Here is a 20699-nt window from a genome sequence, read left to right on the forward strand (position 1 = left end):
GCCCCGCCCGGCGCCGGGCACATGGCGGGGCGGATGAGGCCGCGGCGGGGCGGGGCTCATCGACGGAGCCGGGCCGGCGGGCGGCGCGGGGTGGGCCGGTGAGGGGCCGGTGGTCGTGGCCCCGGGGCCGGTTCGGGTCTCGCGGCTTGCCGGGCGAGCCGGTAGGCGTCGGCTTCGCGGACGAGCTCCCGGGAACGGACCCGGTGCGGCTCCAGGTGCATGCCGCCCGCCCCTACGGCCGGAGCTCCACGACATCGGCGACCACGCAACTGGTGTTGTCGGGACCGCCGGACGCGTTGGCCAGGGTGATGAGTGCGCGGGCGGCCTGTTCGGGCTCGGCGGTGCCGGCGAGTACCCGGTGGATCTCCTCCGTCGGCACGACGGCGGACAGGCCGTCGGAGCAGAGCAGGTAGCGGTCTCCCCGCCGGGCGTCGTGGAGGCGCGTGTCGGGGGTGCCGTCGGCTCCCCGGCCCAGGGCGCGTACCAGCAGCGAGCGCTGGGGATGGGTGGCGGCCTCTTCCGGGGTGAGGCGTCCGTCCTCGACCATCGACCGCACCAGCGTGTGGTCCTGTGTGATCTGGAACAGCTCGCCGTCGCGCAGGAGGTGGACGCGGGAGTCGCCGATGTGGACGAGGGCCAGCCGCGATCCGGTCCAGAGCAGGGCGGTGAGGGTCGTGCCGTAGTCCTCGGAGGTCGGGGCGGCCCCGGCGACGCCGAGTACGGCCTGTTCGGCCCGGCCGACCGCGGCTTGGAGGACGTTGAGGAGGTCGCCCGCCGGGATGCCGTCCGTTTCGAGACGCTTGAGGGCCTCGACGGCGGCCGCTCCGGCGGGGCCGCCCCGGGAGCCGTATCCGTCGGCGACGGCGAGCAGGCGGGAGTCGGCGTAGGCGGTGTCCTGGTTGCTTTTGCGGACCAGGCCCTGGTCGGAGAGGGCGGCGTAGCGGAGTCCCAGGGGTTCGGCGGTCATGGGCATGGCGGGGTCCTTCCAGGACAGATGGTCGACGAGGAAGGAAGCGAGATCCCGCCGCGCGGCGGTGTCCGCCTCGACCTGAGCCCAGAACGCGCGGATCTCCCGGGCGGCTTCGGGGCCTTCCAACGCGCAGACGCCCTGGATGCGCGCCAGCGGCATGCCCAGGCGCCGGAGCCAGGCGACGAGCCGGGCTCGCTCCAGTTGTTCCGGGGCGTAGAAGCGGTAGCCGGTCGCGGGATCGACACGGGCGGGGGCCAGCAGACCGAGTTCGTCGTAGAGGCGCAGTGCCTTCGGCGACAGCCGGGACGCCCTCGCGAACGCCCCGATGGTCAGCAGCCCCATGCCCGCTCCTCCTCGTACCGGGCACATCGCCCGGCCCCACCGATGCTGTGGCTTCCCCCAGGGTGAAGGTCAACCGGCGGCGGTACGGGAGTGCGTGGCGGCCTCGCGTGACGTCCCCGGGAGCGCCCCACCCCCGCGAGCCACCCTGGCCGAAGGGGCGGACCTCAGCTCTTGACCGCCTCCGCGATCCGCAGGGCGGCCTCGGCGGGCGTGAGGCGCGTGGTGTCGATGACCTCGGCCTCGCCGTGCAGCCAGGTGCGGGCCGCCTCGGCGTAGGGCTCCAGGTACCGGAGACGGAAGGGGGACGGCCCGAGGAGGGTGTCTCCCTCGATGCGTCCCCGGAGGGTCTCCTGGTCTGCGTGGAGGACGAAGTGCCGTACGGGGATGGCGTGGTGGGCGAGGCCCGCGCTGATCTCCCGCCAGTACTGCTCGACCAGCACGGTCATGGGCACCACCAGGGTGCCGCCGGTGTAGTCGAGCACATGACGGGCGGTCTCGACCACGAGCCGCCGCCACGGAGGCCAGTGCTGGAAGTTGTCCGTCACGGGCAGCCCCGGCGAGATGTCCATGAGCGTCTCGCCGACCTTCTCGGCGTCGAACACCCGGGAATCCGGGATCAGTCGCTGCACGAGCGGGCTGGTCGTCGTCTTGCCCGCGCCGTGGGTGCCGTTGAGCCATACGATCATGGCGCCCCAGGCTAGCGCGGTGTGCCCGGTGTGCCCGGTGTACGCGGTGGGAACGGGCACGGTGGGACAGGCCGGCGCCTGATGTACCGCTCAGCCGCAGGACGCCAGGCCCGCCGATGCCCGGCGCGTAAGAGGTCGGGGGAGCCTTCCCCGCGCGCACGTCTTCGTCCTCGCCTCCCCGGGGCGTCGCCGAGCTCACCGGTCTGCTCGTGCCCGGCGACGCCCGGCGACGCCCGACGTGTGCGGCGGTCAGGCCGTACGCGAGCGGGTCGAGGTGATCACGACGGATGTGTAGGGCATGGCGGCGTGGCCGCCGAGCACGTCGACCGCGGTCCCGGCGCTGTCCAGGACCTCCGCCAGCTTGTCCGCGGGGAGTTGGGTGAGGCCGCCGAAGGTGGGGAGGTGGTCGAGCCACTCCGCTCGGGAGTAGGTGCGCTCCCAGGCGAAGCGCCACTGTTCCGGCTCGCTGAACACGCCCGTCTGCCGGATCCCGTCGGCGATCCTCGCGAACAGTGGCTGGTACGCGTCCACGGCCGACCCTCTCAGCAGGCCGGGGTTGAACGGGGAGTCGGGGGCGACCCGTTGGAGTGCTTCGGCGAGGGCGTCGATCACCTCGGCCGGGAGCTGGGGAACGTGGTGGAAGGGGGCGAGCAGGCCGCCGGGCCGGAGCACCTGGGCCGCCTTGGCCGCGCCGGCGACGGGATCCACCCAGTGCCAGGCGGTGCCGGCGATGACCGCGTCGAACTGCCGCCCGGCCGGCTGCCAGTCCTCGAACCTGGCGACCTCGACCTCGACACGGCTGCGTCGCGCGAAGGCGGCCATTCGTTCGTCGGGCTCGACGGCGAGCACTGTGCACCCGGCCGCCTGGAATTGCCGGGCCTCGATGCCGGTTCCGGCTCCGACGTCGAGGACGTGCCGACCGGGGCTTGCCGCGACGACTCTGTCCACCAAGGCCTCGGGATATGGCGGTCGGGCGCGGTCGTAGCGTTCGGCGTCCACACCGAACGACTCGGCCGTCTGCCGGTGGCGGTGGGGCTCGGGTCCGGGCTTGTCCGGCTGTCCCTGCGATAGAGTGGGCATGCGCCCACATTAATGGGCGGTTGCCCACTTGTTGAGGCGGGGCGGCGCGGAAAGGGAGACCATGCCGTCAGGGGTACACATCCACAACGTGCGCGGCCAGTTGTTCCAAGCCGCCGAGCGCGTCCTGCTGCGGGACGGGCCCGACGCGTTGACCAGCCGGGCGGTCACGGAGGAGGCGAGCTGCGCCAAGGGCGTGCTGCACCGGCACTTCACCGACTTCGACGCCTTCCTGGCGGAACTGGTCCTCGACCGCGTCCGCGGCATCGAGGACCGAACCACGACTCTGCGCGCGGCAGCCGGCACCGGGAGCGTGGTGGACAACCTCGTCGACGCCCTGCGGGACCTGTTCGGGCCGGTCACGGTGGCGATCGTCGCGCTCATCACCTTCCGCGACGGCCTCCGCGCCCGGCTGCGCGAGGCCGGCCTGACCGGTATCCCGCTGGCGGTGCAAGGCGCCGCGATGATCGCCGCGTACCTCACGGCCGAGCGGGAGTCGGGGCGCCTGGCCGATGACGCCGACATCGACACACTCGCCCCCACCCTCGTCGGGGCCGGGCACCTGCTGTTCGCCGACCGGACAAGCGCCCCGCCGCAGCCCGCCGCCGTCCGTAAGATGGTGACCACCGTCGTCGCCGGCGCATTGCGAACACCCCATGGGTGACCTGAGCACCCAGGTCGCGCGTCGCTCCGCCCCCGGCCCCGGATCTTCTCCAGCACGTGCCCACACACGACCGGGAGCCAGTCGCACACGCCTACAGAAGAGTGGGACTGCCCACACATCACAGGGGGCAGTGGACGTCGTGCCCTGTCTCGCTCAATCCGAGGCGTCGCGCTGAGTGGCCGAGGTCATCTGCACAGGGGCGGAGGCGATCAGCAGCGCGGCGAACACGACGGGGGCTGCTGTCTGGTACCCCATCCAGACTTCACCCCCGGCGCTGCCGCCCTGCCGGGCCATCAGGAGGCCGGTCAAGGCTGCCAGCACCCAGCCACTGTCGTAGGCGATCATGAGCCGCGTGTAGGTGCGCATCGACCGGTCGCGCGTGTACCGGATCTCGATGCCGCCGCCGATCAGCAGGGCCACGCCTGAGACGGCCATCAGCCAGGCAGGCGTGCCGAGTAACCGGCCGAGCGGGGCAGCGCAGACGATGTAGACGGCGGCGAGCAACACCTTGAAGGCGCCATCGGCGAGGGCCCCCACCGTCTGGCGGGTCACCCTCGATGCCACGATCTGGGCCATGAGCGTCCTCCTTGCAGCTCGTTCCAGCTGGTCTCATAACGAGATTACGGCAATAATCAAGTTATGAGAATGACGAGAGCGGAGGCCAAGGAACGCAACCGCCGCGCCTTGCTGGACGCTGCGTTTCAGATCGTCTCCCGGGACGGATACCGGGCCAGGCTCGACGAGATCGCCGCACGCGCCGACCTGACCACCGGTGCCGTCTACTCGCTGTTCGGGAGCAAGAGCGGCCTGGTGGTCGCCCTGGTCGCCGACTGCCTGCGGCCGTACTACGAGGAGGTCGAGCGGGCGGTTCCCGCTGGACTTGATCTGCTGGAAGCGGTCGACGCCTTCGCCCGGTACTACCGGCGCAGTTGTGACGCGCCGGACGCGTTGTCTCGCCTGTCACTCCAGATCACCTTGCTGGACATGGCCCTGCATGACCCCGAGCTGGGATCCCAGCTCGCCACGTCCGTCCGGTCGCAGGAGAACCATCTGATCGCGCTGTTCACCGGAAGGTCGCACCACGGAGGCGTCGTGACGTCGCAACAGGCGCATCGCCTGACCACCGCGCTCAGGGCGGTGTTCGTCGGCCTCAGTCAGGGCGTCCCCCTCGGTCTCGCCGCTGGCGCCGACGAGCAGTACTTCGCCGACGTTGCCCGCGCTCTGGCGTCGGGCGTGTCCCTCATCGATCACGATGGGGATGCTCCGTGATGACCAGTCAGGACGAGGCGTCTTCGAGCCCACGGTCGTGAGTCAAGGTCCGCGACGGCTTCCACCAAGCCGACACGACCGTTGCGGAGCCACGGGAGTGTGATGCCTCGGGGGCGGGTGTCCGGTAGCTCGGCCGGCGCTGATGGCGGATGCGGACATGGTCATGGAACCCTCGGATGCGGACGTGGATGGGTTGGCCGTTGCCGCCGGAGCGCCAGGCGCAGAGATCGCAGGCGGGCCGGTGGCCGACGGTGAAGGTCTCGGGGGGAGGGACGCGGGTCGCGCACGGTGCCGGAACCCGGTCCGGTTCGCGGCGGCGAGGGCGACGGCTGTGTGGAGCGCGGCCTCCGTCGTTTGCCACCAGCGCCTCCTGCTCGGAGTCGACAGTGCGCCGGATGCCCGAGGTTGAGCGAGACGTGTGACTGGATGCTCACCAGGACTGGGACTCCCTCAACCGCACGGAGACGGGTCACATCGGATACGGCTACGGCCTCAGCCCCGCCGCCACGCGAACACTTTTGCAAGCAGGCGCTTGCAAAAGTTAGCAAGGGTGGGGCACCATCGGCGTATGGCATCACTGAACGTCGGCAATCTCGGCGAGTACCTGCGTGAGCAGCGGCGTACTGCGCAGCTCTCGTTGCGGCAGCTCGCCGACGCCGCCGGGGTGTCCAATCCGTATCTCAGCCAGATCGAGCGCGGCCTGCGCAAGCCGAGCGCCGAGGTGTTGCAGCAGGTCGCCAAGGCCCTGCGGATCTCCGCCGAAACGCTGTACGTGCGGGCCGGGATCCTCGACGAGCGGGAGCGCGAGGAACTGGAGACGCGGGCGGTCATCCTGGCCGACCCGTCGATCAACGAGCAGCAGAAGAACGTGCTGCTCCAGATCTACGACTCCTTCCGCAAGGAGAACGGCTTCGACGCCGGGACGGAGAGCGCCGCCGGCGCCCCGGACGGCGCCGGTACGAAGACCCGCGGCCCGCACACGGCCGACGGCAGTGACGCAGAGACACCGCCCCTGAACTGACACATCTGATGATCCGGGAGGACCACAGTCATGGCCATCACCGATGACCTGCGCAAGACCCTCACCGACCCCACGCCCCTCTACTTCGCCGCCGGCACGGCCGACATCGCCGTGGAGCAGGCGCGCAAGGTCCCGGCGCTGATCGAGCAGCTGCGGGCCGAGGCGCCCGAGCGGATCGAGGCCGTACGCAACACCGACCCGAAGGCCGCGCGGGAGAGGGTCGGCACGCAGGCCAGGGAGGCGCAGGCCACCGTGCAGGCGAAGGTGACCGAGGTCCTGGGGTCGCTGGACACCGACCTGAAGAAGCTGGGCGAGACAGCGCAGGACCTTGCCCTGCGGAGCGTGGGCGTGGCCGCCGAGTACGCCGTCCGGGCCCGCGAGACGTACGAGAAGGTCGCCGAGCGCGGCGAGCGGAGCGTGCGGACCTGGCGCGGTGAGACGGCCGAGGAGGTCGTCGAGATCACCACCGTCGTCGAGGCGGAGCCCAGCCCGGCTGCGACCCCGAAGTCCGAGACGGTAGTGGCTGCGGCGCCGACCCCGAAGTCCGAGACGGTGGCCCCGGCGCCGGAGCCCCGGACAGTGGCCGCGGCCCCGGCCCCGGCGGAGAAGCCCGCGGTGAAGCCGGCTCCGAAGGCCGCGCCGAAGACCGCCGAGGCGAAGACGGCCCCCGCCGCCCCCGCGCGGAAGGCGGCCACCCGGAAGCCGGCGGCCAAGAAGGCCACCCCGCCGCCGTCCGCGAAGTAACCCGGCAAGCGGACGCCCCCGGAACAGCGGCCCGCTCCGGGACGTTACGTCACCCCCGGAACAGTGGCCCGCCCCGGCAAGCGGACGCCCCCGGAACAGTGGCCCGCCCCGGGACGTTACGTCACCCCCGGAACAGTGGCCCGCCCCGGCAAGCGGACGCCCCCGGAACAGCGGCCCGCTCCGGGACGTTGACGGACCTGGAACCGCGGCCGGGCCCGGGAAGCGGGCGCGCACCCCGAAGACGGCGGGCGGCCGAAGGACGGGCGGGCACTTTTCGGGGTGTTCCGGTCGTTGTCCCGGGTACCTTGGCCGCGAGGCGCTCTTTCCCCTGATTAGGCGGTGCTCACCGTGTTGCTCGAAGCTTTCGGCTCGTTTCTCCAGCTGATCTATCTGGCCATGCTCGTCCTGGCCGTGGTCGCGCTGGCCTTCGCCGCCACGGCGCGCGAGGACGCCTACCGGGCCGCGGACAAGCAGAAGAAGTCCTTCTGGCTGATCATCCTCGGCATCGCCGTGGCCGTGAACCTCTTCATCCCGATCCTGTTCCTGCAGATCGCCGGGGTGATCGCCTCCATCGTCTTCATGGTGGACGTGCGACCGGCGATCAAGGCGGTGTCGGGCGGCAGCGGCCGGCGCGGCGGTTCCTCCAGCGACGGACCGTACGGCCCCTACAACGGCGGGCGCTGACCGCCCGGGGACGGGTCAGGACCACCGGGGCGGGAGCGCGAGGCGCTCCGGCCCCGTCGCCGTATCCGGGCCTCGTCGCGTTCCAGCAGCAGCACGGCGACATCGTCCGTCAGCTCGCCGCCGTTCAGCTCCCGTACCCGGGTGACCGCCGCGTCCAGCAGTTCCTCGCCGCCCAGTCCCCGCTCCAGCTGGCCGTTGACCATCGCCACCATGCCGTCCTGGCCGAGCCGCTGGGACCCCTCCGCCGAGACGCGCCCCTCGATCAGCCCGTCGGTGTACATCACCAGGCTCCACGAGCCACCCAGCTGCACCTGCCGGCGCGGCCAGCGGGCGCGCGGGAGCAGCCCGAGCGCGGGGCCGCCGTCCTGGTACGGGAGCAGGTGCGCCGCCCGGCCCGAGCGGGCGATCAGCGGCGCGGGGTGGCCCGCGAGGCAGAGTCCGGCGTTACGGCCGTCGGGGGCGATGTCCACGGTGCACAGGGTCGCGAAGATCTCCTCGCTCTGCCGTTCGTGCTCCAGGACCTCCTGGAGCGTGGCGAGCAACTGGTCGCCGCAGAGCCCGGCCAGGGTCAGCGCCCGCCAGGCGATCCGCAGTTCGACGCCGAGCGCCGCCTCGTCCGGGCCGTGGCCGCAGACGTCGCCGATCATGGCGTGCACGGTGCCGTCGGGGGTGCGGACCGTGTCGTAGAAGTCACCGCCGAGCAGGGCGCGGCTGCGGCCGGGCCGGTAGCGGGCGGCGAAGCCCAGGTCGGAGCCCTCCAGGAGCGGTGTGGGCAGCAGTCCGCGTTCCAGCCGGGCGTTCTCCTGCGCCCGCAGCCGGGACTCGGTCAGCTGGTGCTGGGCGATGTCGGCGCGTTTGCGTTCCACGGCGTACCGGATGGCGCGGCTGAGGAGGCGTCCGTCGAGCTCCCCCCGGTAGAGGTAGTCCTGGGCCCCCACGCGTACGGCTTCGGCGGCGCGCTCGGCGTCGTCCTCGGCGGTGAGGGCGAGGACGGCGTGGCGCGGTGCGATGCGCAGGACGTGCTGGAGGGTGGCCAGCTCGTCGCGGGCCTGGGTGTCGCCGTCCGGACGGCTGTCGGCGCGGGTCCCGGTGGGCGGTGCCAGGTCGAGGTCGAGCAGGACGCAGTCGACGTGGTCCGTGAGCAGCCGGTCCGCCTCGGTGAGGTTGCGGGCGGTACGGACGCGGACCCTGGTGCCGCCCTCGGAGGACAGCTCGGGGACGGTGAAGGTGCCCGCAGCGTCGTCCGAGATCACCAGCAGGGTGAGGTCGGGGCCGTGGGTGGTCTCCGCAGCGGAAACGGCACGTTGCCGCGGTACGGGTACGGGCATGGGTTCGGGCTTCCTTCCCTCCCCCCGAGGGCGCGGCGGACCGACGATCGACGACCCGCCAGACGGGGACCATAGCGTTCCGCGGCGGGGGAACGGAATGGCGCCTGGAGGCCGACGCCCCGTGTGGGCGCGGCCATAAGCCGCTTCCCGCCACGGATCCGGCGGGACGTGAGCGGAGGAAACGGACACGGGTGCCATGACGAACATCACGTACGGGCCCACCCGGGAGAGGGATCGCTCACGCCCCGCGCCTCCGTCCGGTGGCCACGGGGCGGTCAGGGCTACTTGTCGGGGCGGACCACGCCGAGGATCTCCATCGAACCGGCGCCCGCCAGCGTGATGTCGCGGCCGGGCCGGGGCGCGTGCACGATCGAGCCGCCGCCGACGTACATGCCGACATGGCTGGCGTCGCCGTAGTAGATGATCAGGTCGCCGGGGCGCATGTCCTGGACGGCGACGCGGGGCAGCTGCCGCCACTGCTCCTGGGACGTCCGGGGTATCGGCCGCTTCGCCGCCGCCCAGGCCTGGGAGGTCAGTCCGGAGCAGTCGTACGAGGCGGGGCCCGCAGCGCCCCACACGTACGGCTTGCCTATCTGGGCGGTCGCGAAGGCCACGGCCGCCTTGCCGCTCGCGCTGGCCTCGCGGTCGATGTCCTTGAGGGCGCCGGAGGAGAGCCAGGCCTTCTGCGCCGTGGACGCCGCCTCGCGCTCCAGTGTCCGGAGGCGGGCCCGCTCCTCTTCCTCCAGCTCCGCTTCGAGCTTCTTCGCCGCCTCGATCCGGGCGTTGATGCTCTTCTTGGCCTTCGCCTGCTTGAGGCGGTTGGCCTCCAGCTTTTTCCAGTTGAGGTTGGCGTCCTGGGTGTAGGTCTCCAAGTCCTCCTGGGCCTGCTCCAGTTCGCCGAGCATCCCCTTGGTGGCCTGCTGGCCCTGACGGACCTGGTTCATCCCGTCGAGGAAGAGGTTGGGGTCGCCGCTGAGCATCAGCTGCGCGCCCATCGGCAGGCCGCCGTTGCGGTACTGCTCGCGGGCCTGGGCGCCCGCCCTGTTCTTCAGCTCCGCGATCCGCTCCTGGCCTTCGGTGATCTCCTCGGTGAGCTGGGCGATCTCCTTGGACTGCCGCTTCGCCTCCTCCTTGGCGAGGTTGTACGCGTCGGTCGAGGCGCCCGCCTGGCGGTAGAGGGTGTCGATCTCGTCCCGTACCTCTTCGAGGGTCTTCCTGGCCGGGGACGTGGAGGAGGGGGCGGGATCGGGTACCGGGGCCGCCAGGGCCTGGACCGGCGCGGTCAGCAGGGCCAGTGCGCAGACCAGGGTGATCGCAGCAGAGGCACAGTGGCGTCGGTTCACTGGCTCCCCCTCCGGGAGTGAGGCAACATATGCCATATCGCGGCCATCTGACTTACCGTCAGTAACTTTTCGGTGACGACGTGATCGTGCCATGTCGTCCCGTAAAGCAACAGGGGCCCGCGCCGCGTGACGCGTCACACAGGACGCGTCACACAGGGGGACGATCGGGGGCACGCGCGCGTTCCCGGACCGGGCGGTCCGGGCCCCGGTTCACGTCCGGCACCGCCGGATCACCCGCCGGATCCTCCCCTCAGCCCGCGTCCGTGCCGGGCCGCAGCGCGGACCACCGCACGGTCACCTCGCCCTGCCGCCACCTGCGTACGTCGTCCGTCAGGGGCCAGTCGGCGGACACCGCCCGCACCGCCGCGATCCAGCGCTGGCGCGCGCCGAGCGACGCGTAGGGGGCGGCCGTGGCCCAGGCCCGGTCGAGGTCGCGCAGGAAGGCGTGCACCGGCTCACCGGGCACATTGCGGTGGATCAGTGCCTTCGGCAGGCGCTCCGCCAGGTCCGAGGGGCGCTCCAGCGAACCCAGCCGGGTCGCGAAGGTCACCGTACGGGGGCCCTCCGGTCCGAGCGCGACCCAGACGTGCCGCCGGCCGATCTCGTCGCAGGTGCCCTCGACGAGCAGCCCGCCCGGCGCGAGCCGGGCGCACAACCGCGCCCAGACCGCCGCGACCTCGTCCTCGTCGTACTGGCGGAGCACGTTCGCCGCCCGGATGAGGGTGGGGCGCGCGTCCAGCGGGATCTCGAAGCCGCCGTGGACGAAGGCGAGGCCCTCACGCTCGTACGGCTTCGCGGCGGCGACGCGGTCCGGGTCGATCTCGATGCCGACGACCGTGGTGCGCGGTTCGGCGGTGCGCAGCCGGCGCAGCAGTTCGAGGGGGGTCCAGGGGGCCGCGCCGTAGCCGAGATCGACCGCGACGGGCTGGTCGCTGCGGCGCAGGGTGGCGCCGTGGACGGCGGTGATCCAGCGGTCCATACGGCGCAGCCGGTTGGGGTTGGTGGTCCCGCGGGTCGCGGTGCCGATGGGGCGCTGGCGCATGACAGCGAGCCTAAGGGGGCGCGGGGCGGACGGTGACCGGGGTTCGGGCGGGAGGCGTCCCGGGTCCCGGACACCCTCCCGGCGGCCGGTCGCTCGGTACCCGTACGCGGTCGTGGGGGCCTGCCGTGCCCGCGCGCCGCTCGTCCGGGGCGCGCTCCGGCGCGGTCGCGCTCCCTGGCGGCGCCGGGCCGTCAGCCCCGCCGCCAGGCCCCGTCACTCCCGCCGCCAGGCCCCGTCACCCCCGCCGCCCGGCGCGACCCGGCGGTTGCCGGCCCCGTCAGCCGCGCAGTACCGCCAGGTCCTCGGCGGTGAGGTCGAGGTCGCCCGCCGCCATGTTCTCCTCCAGATGGTCGAGGGACCCGGTGCCCGGGATCGCCAGCAGTGACGGTGAGAAGGCCAGCAGCGAGGCGAGCTGCACCTGGGCGGTGGTCGCGCCCAGGCGGGCCGCGACCTTGCCGAGGCGTTCCGCGTCGAGCGGGTTGCCGCCTCCGCCGAGCGGGAAGTACGGCACGTACGCGATGCCCGCCTCCTCGCACTCCGCGAGCATCGCCATGTCGTCGGCGTGCTGGTTCTGCACCGCCGCGACGGGCGCGATCGAACGCGCTTCGGCGAACTGGCCCGCATCGACGTTGCTGACGCCCAGGTGCCGGATCAGCCCCTCCTCCCGCAGCCCGGCCAGGACCTCGAACCGCTCGGCGATCGACTCGCCCCCCGGCCCGGTCATCCCGCCCACCCGCAGATAGGCCAGGTCGAGCCGGTCCAGCCCGAGCGCGCGCAGATCCGCCTCGACCAGTCCACGCAGTCGGTCAGGTGTCGCCTGCTCGCTCGGCATGCCGTCCGCCCCGAGCAGCGGGCCCACCTTGGTGGCGATCACCAGGTCCTCCGGGTAGGGGGCCAGCGCCGTCCGGATCTGCTCGTTGGCCCAGACGCCGCCCCTGCCGTAGAAGCCGGCCGTGTCGATGTGGTTCACGCCGAGTTCCACGGCGCGGCGCAATACTGCGACGCCGGTCTCCGGGGCTCGTGTCGGACCGTCGAAGGTGCCGGTCGCCAGGCGCATCGCGCCGAAGCCGAGCCGGTTGATGGTCAGGTCTCCGCCGAGGGAGAACGTGTGGTTCGTCATGAGCCCATCGTGGGCGCCGCCACCGTGGGCGGCGAGCGCGCGGCCACTTGCTGCCAGACTGGCGGGGTGCGGAATGAACAGGTGTTCTCGGTCCAGGGGGACGCGGAGCTGCTCGCGCGTGCGGGCCATCTCTTCGAGTCGTTGAACTCCGAGTTCCTGTGTGCCGCCCGTGACCTGCGGACCTGGTCCCAGCCGGAGGCCAGGGCGGCGGTCGTGAACCGGATGCGGGCCGTGGGCTCTTCGGACCTCACCACCCGCAAGCTGCTCAGCCCGGCGGCGCTCGTCGAGGAGGAGTCCCGGGCCCATCTGCGGCTGCTGCGGAGCCAGGGGGCGCTCGTCCGGATCAGCGTCTCCCCGCTGCCGCACGAGACGATCGTCATCGACCGGCGGGTGATGATCCTCGCCGGCCAGGAGGCCGCCGCCGGCCGTGAGTACACCGTGACGACCTCCCGGACCCTGGTCGAGGGCGTCCTGTCGCTGTTCTCGGCGGTCTGGGAGACCTCCCTCGACCTCGACGCGTACCTGCGCAGGGACGTCCCCCACCTCGACGCCGACGGCCACCGGATCCTGAAGGCCCTCGGTTCCGGGCTCACCGACGCGTCGGCGGCCAGGCGGCTCGGCGTGTCGCTGCGCACCTACCGGCGGCGCGTGGCCGAACTGATGGCCTCGCTCGACGCCGGATCCCGCTTCCAGGCCGGTCTGCGCGCGGGCGAGCTGGGGCTGCCCCGCTGATCCGCGCGCCGCTGATCCGTGGTGTGCGCCTGATCGCGTCCGATCTCGCCTGATCCGTGGTGCGCGCCGTCGTGCGCCGGGCGCCCGGCAGGAGGGTGACACGCCCCGGCGGGCGCGAGGCGGAGCGTAATGATTTGGTAAAGCGGAAATGAAAGCTTTCGTTCCGCTGTTCTGCGTTTCCGTGGGGACGTGTGCCCCCGATCGTCATGCCCCGAGCGAGGAGGAGCGGACCAGGTGAGCCAGTACATCTCCCGGCTCGGCGGCACCCGTGTGGCGCCGCGTATCCGCTTTCCCGGCGGTTTCGCCGGCGGGCACCGCAAGCCGCGCCGTATCGCGATGCTGTCCGTGCACACCTCACCCCTGCACCAGCCGGGCACCGGGGACGCCGGCGGCATGAACGTCTACATCGTCGAGCTGGCCCGCCGCCTCGCCGCGATCGGCATCGAGGTGGAGATATTCACCCGGGCCACCACCGGAGCGCTGCCCCCCTCGGTGGAACTGGCGCCCGGTGTCCTCGTCCGCCATGTGGACGCGGGACCGTACGAGGGTCTGGCCAAGGAGGAACTGCCCGCCCAGCTCTGCGCCTTCACCCACGGGGTGATGCAGGCGTGGGCCGGCCAGCGCCCCGGCTACTACGACCTCGTCCACTCCCACTACTGGCTCTCCGGCCAGGTCGGCTGGCTCGCCGCCCAGCGGTGGGGCGTCCCCCTGGTCCACGCCATGCACACCATGGCGAAGGTCAAGAACGCCTCGCTCGCCGAGGGCGACACCCCCGAGCCCGCCGCGCGGGTCATCGGCGAGACACAGATCGTCCGCGCCTCCGACCGCCTCATCGCGAACACCGCCGAGGAGGCCGACGAGCTCGTCCGCTTCTACGACGCCGACCCCGAGTCCGTGGCCGTCGTCCACCCCGGGGTCAACCTCGAACGCTTCCGCCCCGTCCCGGAGGGCTCCGACGCGCTCCCCGCCCGTGGGGCCGCGCGTGCCGCGGCCCGTGCCCGGCTCGGGCTGCCGCAGGAGGCGCTGATCCCGCTCTTCGCCGGACGTATCCAGCCGTTGAAGGCGCCGGACGTCCTGCTGCGCGCCGTCGCCGCCCTCCTGGACCGCGCCCCCTCGCTCCGCTCCCGCATCCTCGTCCCGGTGGTCGGCGGCCCGAGCGGCAGCGGGCTCGCCAAGCCGGAGGGCCTGCAGAAGCTCGCCGCGCGGCTGGGCATCGCGGACGTCGTACGGTTCCACCCGCCGGTCGGGCAGGAACAGCTCGCCGACTGGTTCCGGGCCGCGTCCGTGCTGGTCATGCCGTCGTACAGCGAGTCCTTCGGGCTGGTCGCCATCGAGGCCCAGGCCTCCGGCACACCGGTGGTCGCGGCCTCGGTGGGCGGCCTGCCGGTGGCGGTGCGCGACGGGGTGAGCGGTTTCCTGATCCCGGGCCACGACCCCGAGGCCTACGCGGAGGCGCTGGGCCGCTTCGCGGACAACCCGGAGCTGACCGACCGGATGGGCGAGGCGGCCGCCGCGCACGCGCAGTCCTTCGGCTGGGACACGGCGGCCTCGGCCACGGCCGACGTGTACACGGCCGCGCTGTACGACCACCGGCGCCGCGCCCGGCTCTCCCACGGCTGATCCGCCCCGCCGCCGCCACGGGCCCCGGGGGCGTGGTCACCCAGGGACGGCACAGGCCCGCTGCCGTACGCTCGCACCATGGCTGACGTACCCGACGAAGCAGCAGCGGCCCAGGTCATCGAGGCGACGCTGAACGACGCGGAGCTGGCATGGGAGAGCCCCGAGCCCGGCACCTACGTCGTGACGCTGCCCGGCACCCGGAAGCTGTCCACGACGTGCTCCCTGATCGTCGGCCGGCACTCCCTCTCCCTCAACGCGTTCGTCATCCGTCACCCCGACGAGAACGACGCCGCCGTACACCGCTGGCTGCTGGAGCGCAACCTGCGGCTGTTCGGGGTGAGTTACGCCGTCGATCCGCTCGGCGACATCTATCTCGTCGGACGGCTGCCACTCCGCGTCGTCACGCCCGAGGAGCTGGACCGGCTGCTGGGCGTGGTGCTGGAGGCGGCGGACGGCGCCTTCAACACCCTGCTGGAGCTGGGTTTCGCGAGCGCGATCCGCAAGGAGTACGCCTGGCGCGTGGAGCGCGGCGAGTCCACCCGGAACCTCGACGCCTTCAGCCATCTCACCCGGCGTTCCGAGGGCTGACGGCCCGGCCCACCTCGTCCAGCGCGGCGTCGAGCCGTGGCGCCACCCGCGTCCACACCCACTCCACGGCGTCCTGGGGCGCCTGCCGGGGCACGGTCTCGACCAGCATGATCAGGTACAGATAGCTGCGGTACAGCGCGAGGCGGAGCCGCAGGGACGCGGTGAACACGACGGGGGTACCGGTCGCGGACGCGTACCCGGCGAGGAAGTCCTCGTCCTCCTCGATGTCTCCGAGCAACGCCGCCGAGACGAAGTCGGCGGCCGGATCGCCCCAGAACATCCGCTCGCCGTCGATGATCCCGCCGATCGACCGCGCGCCCGGTCCGCCGGTCAGCAGGACGTTGCCCTCCCAGAGGTCGAAGTGGACGAGGACGGGCCGGACCACCTCGTCCAGTACGTACGCGGCGGAGTCGAGCAGCGCGCGGATCTCGGTGACCGGGCGCGGCAGCCGTGCGGCGTAGGACTCCGCGTCGTCGAGCACGGCCCCGGTCATACGGGTGAACGCCTCGCGCCAGGTGGGGGCGAGCGGTCCCAGGGGCTCGCCCGGGTACCCGAACCCGCCCGTGCCGGTCACGGTGTGGAGCCGTCCGACGAGCGCTCCGAACTCAGCGCGTAGGACAAGTCTTTCACTGCCCGTCAGCTCGTCGGCGAGGTCGCTCCAGGGCCGCCCGGGGCAGGCGGTCATCACCACGTACGCGCCCGTGGGCGCCGCGGGATCCGGTTCGGCGTGCACGACCGCCGGGACCACACCGCCGCCGACCACGGCCGCGGCGGCCTCGTAGAACGCCACCTCGCCCTCCAGCAGGCGCTGTTCGTAGCGGAGGCCGGTGCTGTGACGCGGCGGGATCTTCACCACCCAGGCCCGGCCTTCCTCGAAGGTCATCCGGATGACCGTGTTGTACGTGCCGCCGGTGAGGATCTCGCAGGTCGGGGGCGCGCCGCCCGGCGCGGCGGCGGCGCCGAGCTCTCGGACCGCGGCGAGCGCGGCTTCGACGGGTAGGACGGGCACGGCGGACTTCTCGGGCTCGGCTGCGGCCCCGCGACCGCCCCGGAGGCGGCCTTCCGGGCGGGCCCGTTGCCGTGGCGATCACGACCGGTGACCGGCGGGGCGATCGCCGGACGGGTGTCCGATCGTAGGGGCGCCGTCGCACAACGGCGCGTGCAATCGGGAGGGTTACGTGTCCGGGCAGTTGTCATGATGTCTGGCGGCCGGGACCGGGGACGCGGCGCGGGTTGGGGCCGGGACCGGGGATGAGGCACGGGCCGGGGGCGGTACGGGCGCGGGCCCCGGGGACGCGCCGGGCGGCTTCCGGCGCCGCCGCCGCGCGTTCCCCGCCGGCCGGGGCCGGGCGAGCACCACGGCCGCGACCACCGTCAGCGCCCCGGCGAGCTGGGCCGGGGACAGGGTCTCGTGCAGGACGAGATAGCCGAGGGCCGTCGCGGCGAGCGGTGAGGCGAAACCGAGCATGGAGACGGTCAGCGCGGGCAGCCGTTCCACGCCACGGAACCAGATCGCGTAGGCGAACAGCGCCCCGATGATGCCCAGGTAGGCGAATCCGGCGAGGTTGCGCCCGCTGACCGCACCCGGCAGCCCTTCGCCGATCAGGGTGACCGGCAGCAGGAGCAGGCCGCCGAAACTCAACTGCCACCCCGTGAACGTCAGCAGGCCCACCCCCTGGGGCCGCCCCCAGCGCTTGGTGAGCACGATGCCGCTCGCCATGCTCAGCGCGCCCAGCAGCCCCGCACCCACCCCCACCGGGTCCAGGCCCGCACGGGGTGTCAGGGCGAGGAGACCGACCCCGGCGATCCCCAGGGCGCAGGCGGTGGCGTGGAGGCCGGTGATCCGCTCCTTCAGCAGCAGGGCCGACAGGACGAGTACGACCGTGGGCTGTACGGCCATCACCAACGCGGCGACCCCGCCGGGCAGATGGTAGGCGGCGACGAAGAGCAGATAGAGGAACGCCCCTATGTTCAGTGCCCCGAGGACGGCGGCCCGCCACCACCAGGAGCCGCGTGGCAGCGTCCGGCCGATGGCGAGAAGGATCAGCCCCGCGGGCAGGGCTCGCACGGTGGCCGCCAGCAGGGGCCTGCCGGGGGGCAGCATCCCGGTGGTGACGAGGTAGGTGGAGCCCCAGACCAGCGGGGCCAGCGCGGTGAGCGCGGAGTCGGCCGCGATCCGGTCGGGCTTCACCGGACACCACCCCGGACGGCACCAGCGAGGCCACCGCCGACAGCACCGGGGACGGGACTGCCGAGGCGCGCCTGCGGAGTCCCATGGGAAGGCGCGGCCGGCTGGTGGTGGATGCCGCGGCGCGTACGGATCGTCTGTGCCTGCGGCAGCGGCAGGGCACCTGAGTCCTGGGTCATGGCCAAGACCGTACAGCGTTCACTTAGCGCTAAGCAACCAGCTGTCTCAGTGCTAAGACATTGCTAGGATGGGCTCATGAGCGACCATGTGGACCGCGTACTGGCGCAGTGGGCCGAGCAGGTCCCCGGGCTCGACACCTCGTCGATGGGGGTGTTCGGGCGGGTCAAGCGGCTGGCGCGGATCATCGAGGCGGAGCAGCGCGCCGCCTTCGGCGCGCATGACCTGGACGCGGCCGCGTTCGACGTGCTGGCGACGCTCCGCCGCAGCCCCGCGCCGCACCGGCTGACCCCGGCCGACCTGATGCGGTCCGCGATGGTCACGTCCGGGGCGATCACCCAGCGGCTGGACCGGCTTGAGGCCCGCGAACTCGTCGTCCGTACACGCAGGGAGGGCGACGGCCGCAGCGTGTACGTGTCCCTCACCGAGGCGGGCCGGGAGCTGATCGACCGGGCGCTGGTGGACCATGTGGACAACCAGAACCGACTGCTCTCCGGCCTGACCCACGAACAGCGCGACCGGGTCGCGGACGACCTGCGGGGCCTGTTGGAGTCCCTGGGCGACACGGACCGTCACGCCAGGCGGAGTTGAGCGGCGGCGCGAGGCGGGCGGCGCCCCTCCCGGTTCACGGCAGGGGGACGAGCCTGACGACGGTGACGGTGAGGACCGTCCCGGAGACGTAGTAGAGGACGATGGCGCCGGCCACGGTGGCCTCGCGCCGGTCGCGTTCGCGTTTCACGGCGGTCGAGGCGTATCCGTACGGATCGAGGCCCAGGGTGCGCGCCATCTCGCGCCGGAACGAGTCGCCGTTCCGCATCTTGGCCAGGGTGTCGTCGGCGGGCGGTGCGAAGGAGATACGGAAGCTCAAGCCACGCTCCGCCTCTCGGCCTCGTCCTGGGCCAGTCTGTCCAGGATCTGTTCGGCCTCGGGGTCGGGTACGGACTCCAGCATCCAGTGCCGCATGACGGCCTGGATCTCGTGCACCCCCGCCTCGTTGATCGCCCGGTCGAACTCCTCGCGTCTCTCCTCGGGCAACGCGGCGCGGATCGCCGGGATGCTGTTGGGGACGTCGACCTCGGTCCCCCCGACGAAGGTCTTCAGAGACTCGCCCATGATCGCTCTCCCCGATCTCCTTGCCCTCTGCGCTCTGTACCCGTTCCGCACCGTGTGCGCACATGCCGAACGGGACGGCGTACAGGCCACGTTATCCGGTTCCCTTCGCTGAGTGACCGTCACGGGACCTTGACTCCGGTCATCCGGCCCGGACCCACGGCGATCACCGCGATCGCCGACAGGCGCCGTGTGCCCGCAGTAGGTTCGGGACCGAAGCCGGTACCGAAGGGAACGCATATGCCGCAACAGCTCTGGACATCCGTCGACGACTACTTCAACGGCCTGCTGGTGGAGGAGGACGACGCCCTGCGCGCGGTCGCCGCGCACAGCGGCGCCTCCCACCTCCCGGAGCACCAGGTCGCCCCCAACCAGGGCAAGTTGCTGCACCTGCTGGCCCGGATCCAGGGCGCCCGTACGATCCTGGAGATCGGCACCCTGGGCGGCTACAGCACCGTCTGGCTCGCCCGAGCCCTGCCGGCGGACGGCCGGCTGGTCACCCTGGAGGCCGACGAGGGGCACGCGGCCGTGGCCGCCGCCAACATCGCGGGTGCCGGACTGGACGGCACGGTGGACCTCCGGGTGGGCCCGGCCCTGGACTCCCTGCCCACACTGGCGGACGAGGGAGAGGGCCCGTTCGACCTGGTCTTCATCAACGCCGACAAACCGTCCAACCCGGCCTATCTGGACTGGGCCCTGCGCCTGACCCGCCCCGGCAGCGTCATCGTCGGCGACAACGTCGTCCGCGACGGCGCGGTCATCGACCCGGCGAGCACCGACCCCCGGGTCCAGGGCGTGCGCCGCTTCACGGAACTGATCGCGGCGCACCCCAGGCTCACGGCCACGACGATCCAGACGGTCGGCTCCAAGGGGTACGACGGTTTCACGCTGGCGCTGGTCACCGACTAGTTTCGGGACGGCCGGGACGGCCGGGACCGAAGAGGCGGCCGGGACGGCCGAGCCGGACACGACGGCCGGACCCGCCGAGACCGGAGCAGCCGCCGAAACCGCCGAAACCGACGAACCACCGAAGCCGACGAACCGATGCAACCGATGAGACGGACTGAGAGCACGCCATGGCCGCCCACGTCGCGGAGTTGACGTACTACCCCGTCAAGGGATGTGCCGGGGCGACGCCCGCCGAGGCATGGATGACACCCGCGGGGCTGGCACACGACCGCAGCTTCATGGTGGTCGACGACGAGGGCGTCTTCCGCACCCAGCGCCGCGACCCCCGACTGGCGGTCATCCGGCCCGCCGTCGGCGAAGACGGCACCCGGCTCACCCTCGGCGCCCCGGACACGGAGCCCCTGACCCTGCCCGTGGACACCTCGGGAGCCCGCCGCCGGGTCGAACTGTTCGGCACCGCGTTCCGGGGCATCGACCAGGGGGACGCGGTGGCGGAGTGGCTCTCGGAGGTGCTCGGCGCCCCCAGCCGGCTGGTCCGGGTACCGCCGGAGCACGACCGGGTGACCGACGGCCGCGTCCCGGGCACCTCCGGGTACGCCGACAGCAGCGCCGTACACGTCATCTCCCGCTCCACCCTCGCCCACCTCGACCGGAGGCTGACTGAGACCGGCACACCCCCGATCCCCATGAGCCGCTTCCGCCCGAACGTGGTGATCAGCGGCTGGCCCGAGCCGCACACCGAGGACCGCGCCCACCGGCTCACGATCGGCACGACGGATCTGGCCTACGCCAAGGTGGCGATCCGCTGCGCGGTGGTCCTGGTCGACCAGCGGACGGGCCACCGGCCGGGCCCGGAACCCCTGCGCACCCTCGCCCGCTACCGCCGGGCACCCGGCGGCGGCGTCGCCTTCGGCACCAAGTACGCCGTGCTCCGGCCGGGGCGCCTGGCGGTGGGAGACGCCGTGACGGTCACGGCATGGGGCGAGCCGGAGGTGGAGGCGCCGGAACGCGTGCCGGGGGGCCGACAGGGCGCGTAGCGACGGGCTGAGCGGCAGGGGACAGCTGACCATGGGGTGCGCCAGGTA

Annotated in this window: 23 protein-coding genes; 11 read left to right on the plus strand and 12 right to left on the minus strand. The window is 72.5% G+C overall.

Annotation, left to right across the window (positions count from 1 at the left end; genetic code table 11):
• Positions 1-232: 232 nt before the first annotated feature.
• From B9S64_RS18055 to B9S64_RS18065, 3 genes are all read right to left on the minus strand, one after another.
• Positions 233-1312, minus strand: coding sequence for a MerR family transcriptional regulator (locus tag B9S64_RS18055; protein WP_103490163.1), 1080 nt, complete (start codon positions 1310-1312; stop codon positions 233-235).
• A 164-nt stretch (positions 1313-1476) separates the two neighbouring features.
• Complete coding sequence (locus B9S64_RS18060) at positions 1477-1998, minus strand: ATP-binding protein (RefSeq protein ID WP_103490171.1); 522 nt, start codon at positions 1996-1998, stop codon at positions 1477-1479.
• 249 nt (positions 1999-2247) lie between these two features.
• A complete protein-coding gene (locus B9S64_RS18065; protein WP_181012208.1) occupies positions 2248-3078 on the minus strand; it encodes a class I SAM-dependent methyltransferase in 831 nt (276 codons plus the stop codon).
• A gap of 61 nt (positions 3079-3139) precedes the next feature.
• Between B9S64_RS18065 and B9S64_RS18070 the strand changes: the two genes are divergently transcribed.
• Complete coding sequence (locus B9S64_RS18070; RefSeq protein WP_103490162.1) at positions 3140-3739, plus strand: TetR/AcrR family transcriptional regulator; 600 nt, start codon at positions 3140-3142, stop codon at positions 3737-3739.
• A 153-nt stretch (positions 3740-3892) separates the two neighbouring features.
• Here B9S64_RS18070 and B9S64_RS18075 read toward each other — a convergent pair whose 3' ends face one another.
• Positions 3893-4315, minus strand: a complete 423-nt coding sequence (locus tag B9S64_RS18075; protein WP_181012207.1) for a hypothetical protein — start codon at positions 4313-4315, stop codon at positions 3893-3895.
• A gap of 69 nt (positions 4316-4384) precedes the next feature.
• Between B9S64_RS18075 and B9S64_RS18080 the strand changes: the two genes are divergently transcribed.
• The 4 genes from B9S64_RS18080 to B9S64_RS18095 all read left to right on the plus strand — a co-directional run bounded on the left by B9S64_RS18080 (position 4385) and on the right by B9S64_RS18095 (position 7457).
• Positions 4385-5008 carry a TetR/AcrR family transcriptional regulator gene (locus B9S64_RS18080; protein ID WP_103490161.1) on the plus strand — a complete coding sequence of 208 codons (624 nt, stop codon included), beginning with the start codon at positions 4385-4387 and terminating at the stop codon, positions 5006-5008.
• A 568-nt stretch (positions 5009-5576) separates the two neighbouring features.
• The gene (locus tag B9S64_RS18085) at positions 5577-6029 is read left to right on the plus strand and encodes a helix-turn-helix domain-containing protein (protein WP_103490160.1); all 453 of its coding nucleotides are present in this window, start codon (positions 5577-5579) and stop codon (positions 6027-6029) included.
• 30 nt (positions 6030-6059) lie between these two features.
• Positions 6060-6773 (plus strand): hypothetical protein, encoded by a 714-nt coding sequence (locus tag B9S64_RS18090; protein WP_103490159.1) that lies wholly within the window; start codon positions 6060-6062, stop codon positions 6771-6773.
• Positions 6774-7121: 348 nt separating this feature from the next.
• The gene (locus B9S64_RS18095; RefSeq protein ID WP_103490168.1) at positions 7122-7457 is read left to right on the plus strand and encodes a DUF2516 family protein; all 336 of its coding nucleotides are present in this window, start codon (positions 7122-7124) and stop codon (positions 7455-7457) included.
• Here the strand turns inward: B9S64_RS18095 and B9S64_RS18100 are convergent.
• The 4 genes from B9S64_RS18100 to B9S64_RS18115 all read right to left on the minus strand — a co-directional run bounded on the left by B9S64_RS18100 (position 7439) and on the right by B9S64_RS18115 (position 12290).
• On the minus strand, positions 7439-8785 hold the full coding sequence (locus tag B9S64_RS18100) for a PP2C family protein-serine/threonine phosphatase (protein ID WP_103490158.1): 1347 nt from the start codon (positions 8783-8785) through the stop codon (positions 7439-7441). The genes B9S64_RS18095 and B9S64_RS18100 overlap by 19 nt on opposite strands.
• A gap of 281 nt (positions 8786-9066) precedes the next feature.
• Positions 9067-10128: a C40 family peptidase gene (locus B9S64_RS18105; protein ID WP_103490157.1), complete on the minus strand. Its 1062-nt coding sequence runs from the start codon at positions 10126-10128 to the stop codon at positions 9067-9069.
• Positions 10129-10378: 250 nt separating this feature from the next.
• Positions 10379-11170: a class I SAM-dependent methyltransferase gene (locus B9S64_RS18110; RefSeq protein WP_103490156.1), complete on the minus strand. Its 792-nt coding sequence runs from the start codon at positions 11168-11170 to the stop codon at positions 10379-10381.
• Positions 11171-11447: 277 nt separating this feature from the next.
• Positions 11448-12290 (minus strand): oxidoreductase, encoded by an 843-nt coding sequence (locus B9S64_RS18115; RefSeq protein WP_103488562.1) that lies wholly within the window; start codon positions 12288-12290, stop codon positions 11448-11450.
• 66 nt (positions 12291-12356) lie between these two features.
• Between B9S64_RS18115 and B9S64_RS18120 the strand changes: the two genes are divergently transcribed.
• From B9S64_RS18120 to B9S64_RS18130, 3 genes are all read left to right on the plus strand, one after another.
• Positions 12357-13022: a LuxR family transcriptional regulator gene (locus B9S64_RS18120; RefSeq protein ID WP_103488563.1), complete on the plus strand. Its 666-nt coding sequence runs from the start codon at positions 12357-12359 to the stop codon at positions 13020-13022.
• A 234-nt stretch (positions 13023-13256) separates the two neighbouring features.
• Positions 13257-14642 (plus strand): D-inositol-3-phosphate glycosyltransferase, encoded by a 1386-nt coding sequence (mshA, locus tag B9S64_RS18125; RefSeq protein WP_103488564.1) that lies wholly within the window; start codon positions 13257-13259, stop codon positions 14640-14642.
• A 78-nt stretch (positions 14643-14720) separates the two neighbouring features.
• Entirely contained in the window at positions 14721-15230 is a 510-nt protein-coding gene (locus tag B9S64_RS18130; protein WP_103488565.1) for a YbjN domain-containing protein, read from the plus strand.
• Here the strand turns inward: B9S64_RS18130 and B9S64_RS18135 are convergent.
• Both B9S64_RS18135 and B9S64_RS18140 read right to left on the minus strand, forming a co-directional pair.
• On the minus strand, positions 15208-16239 hold the full coding sequence (locus tag B9S64_RS18135; RefSeq protein ID WP_103488566.1) for a phosphotransferase family protein: 1032 nt from the start codon (positions 16237-16239) through the stop codon (positions 15208-15210). The genes B9S64_RS18130 and B9S64_RS18135 overlap by 23 nt on opposite strands.
• A gap of 165 nt (positions 16240-16404) precedes the next feature.
• On the minus strand, positions 16405-17421 hold the full coding sequence (locus B9S64_RS18140) for an EamA family transporter (RefSeq protein WP_219963721.1): 1017 nt from the start codon (positions 17419-17421) through the stop codon (positions 16405-16407).
• Between the two features lie 252 nt (positions 17422-17673).
• Between B9S64_RS18140 and B9S64_RS18145 the strand changes: the two genes are divergently transcribed.
• Positions 17674-18186: a MarR family winged helix-turn-helix transcriptional regulator gene (locus B9S64_RS18145; RefSeq protein WP_103491292.1), complete on the plus strand. Its 513-nt coding sequence runs from the start codon at positions 17674-17676 to the stop codon at positions 18184-18186.
• A gap of 34 nt (positions 18187-18220) precedes the next feature.
• Here the strand turns inward: B9S64_RS18145 and B9S64_RS18150 are convergent, their stop codons facing one another.
• Together B9S64_RS18150 and B9S64_RS18155 are read right to left on the minus strand one after the other, a co-directional pair.
• Positions 18221-18463, minus strand: coding sequence for a hypothetical protein (locus B9S64_RS18150; protein WP_028439517.1), 243 nt, complete (start codon positions 18461-18463; stop codon positions 18221-18223).
• Positions 18460-18708: a hypothetical protein gene (locus B9S64_RS18155; protein WP_030624998.1), complete on the minus strand. Its 249-nt coding sequence runs from the start codon at positions 18706-18708 to the stop codon at positions 18460-18462. Before B9S64_RS18155 ends, B9S64_RS18150 begins: the two co-directional genes overlap by 4 nt.
• Before the next feature lie 237 nt (positions 18709-18945).
• On the opposite strand from B9S64_RS18155, the gene B9S64_RS18160 reads away from it, so the two are divergent.
• A complete protein-coding gene (locus B9S64_RS18160; RefSeq protein WP_103491291.1) occupies positions 18946-19614 on the plus strand; it encodes an O-methyltransferase in 669 nt (222 codons plus the stop codon).
• Between the two features lie 167 nt (positions 19615-19781).
• Complete coding sequence (locus tag B9S64_RS18165; protein WP_103491290.1) at positions 19782-20651, plus strand: MOSC domain-containing protein; 870 nt, start codon at positions 19782-19784, stop codon at positions 20649-20651.
• The last annotated feature ends 48 nt before the right edge of the window (positions 20652-20699 follow it).

The organism is Streptomyces sp. SM18 (assembly GCF_002910775.2).
In the GTDB taxonomy this organism is placed as follows: domain Bacteria; phylum Actinomycetota; class Actinomycetes; order Streptomycetales; family Streptomycetaceae; genus Streptomyces; species Streptomyces halstedii.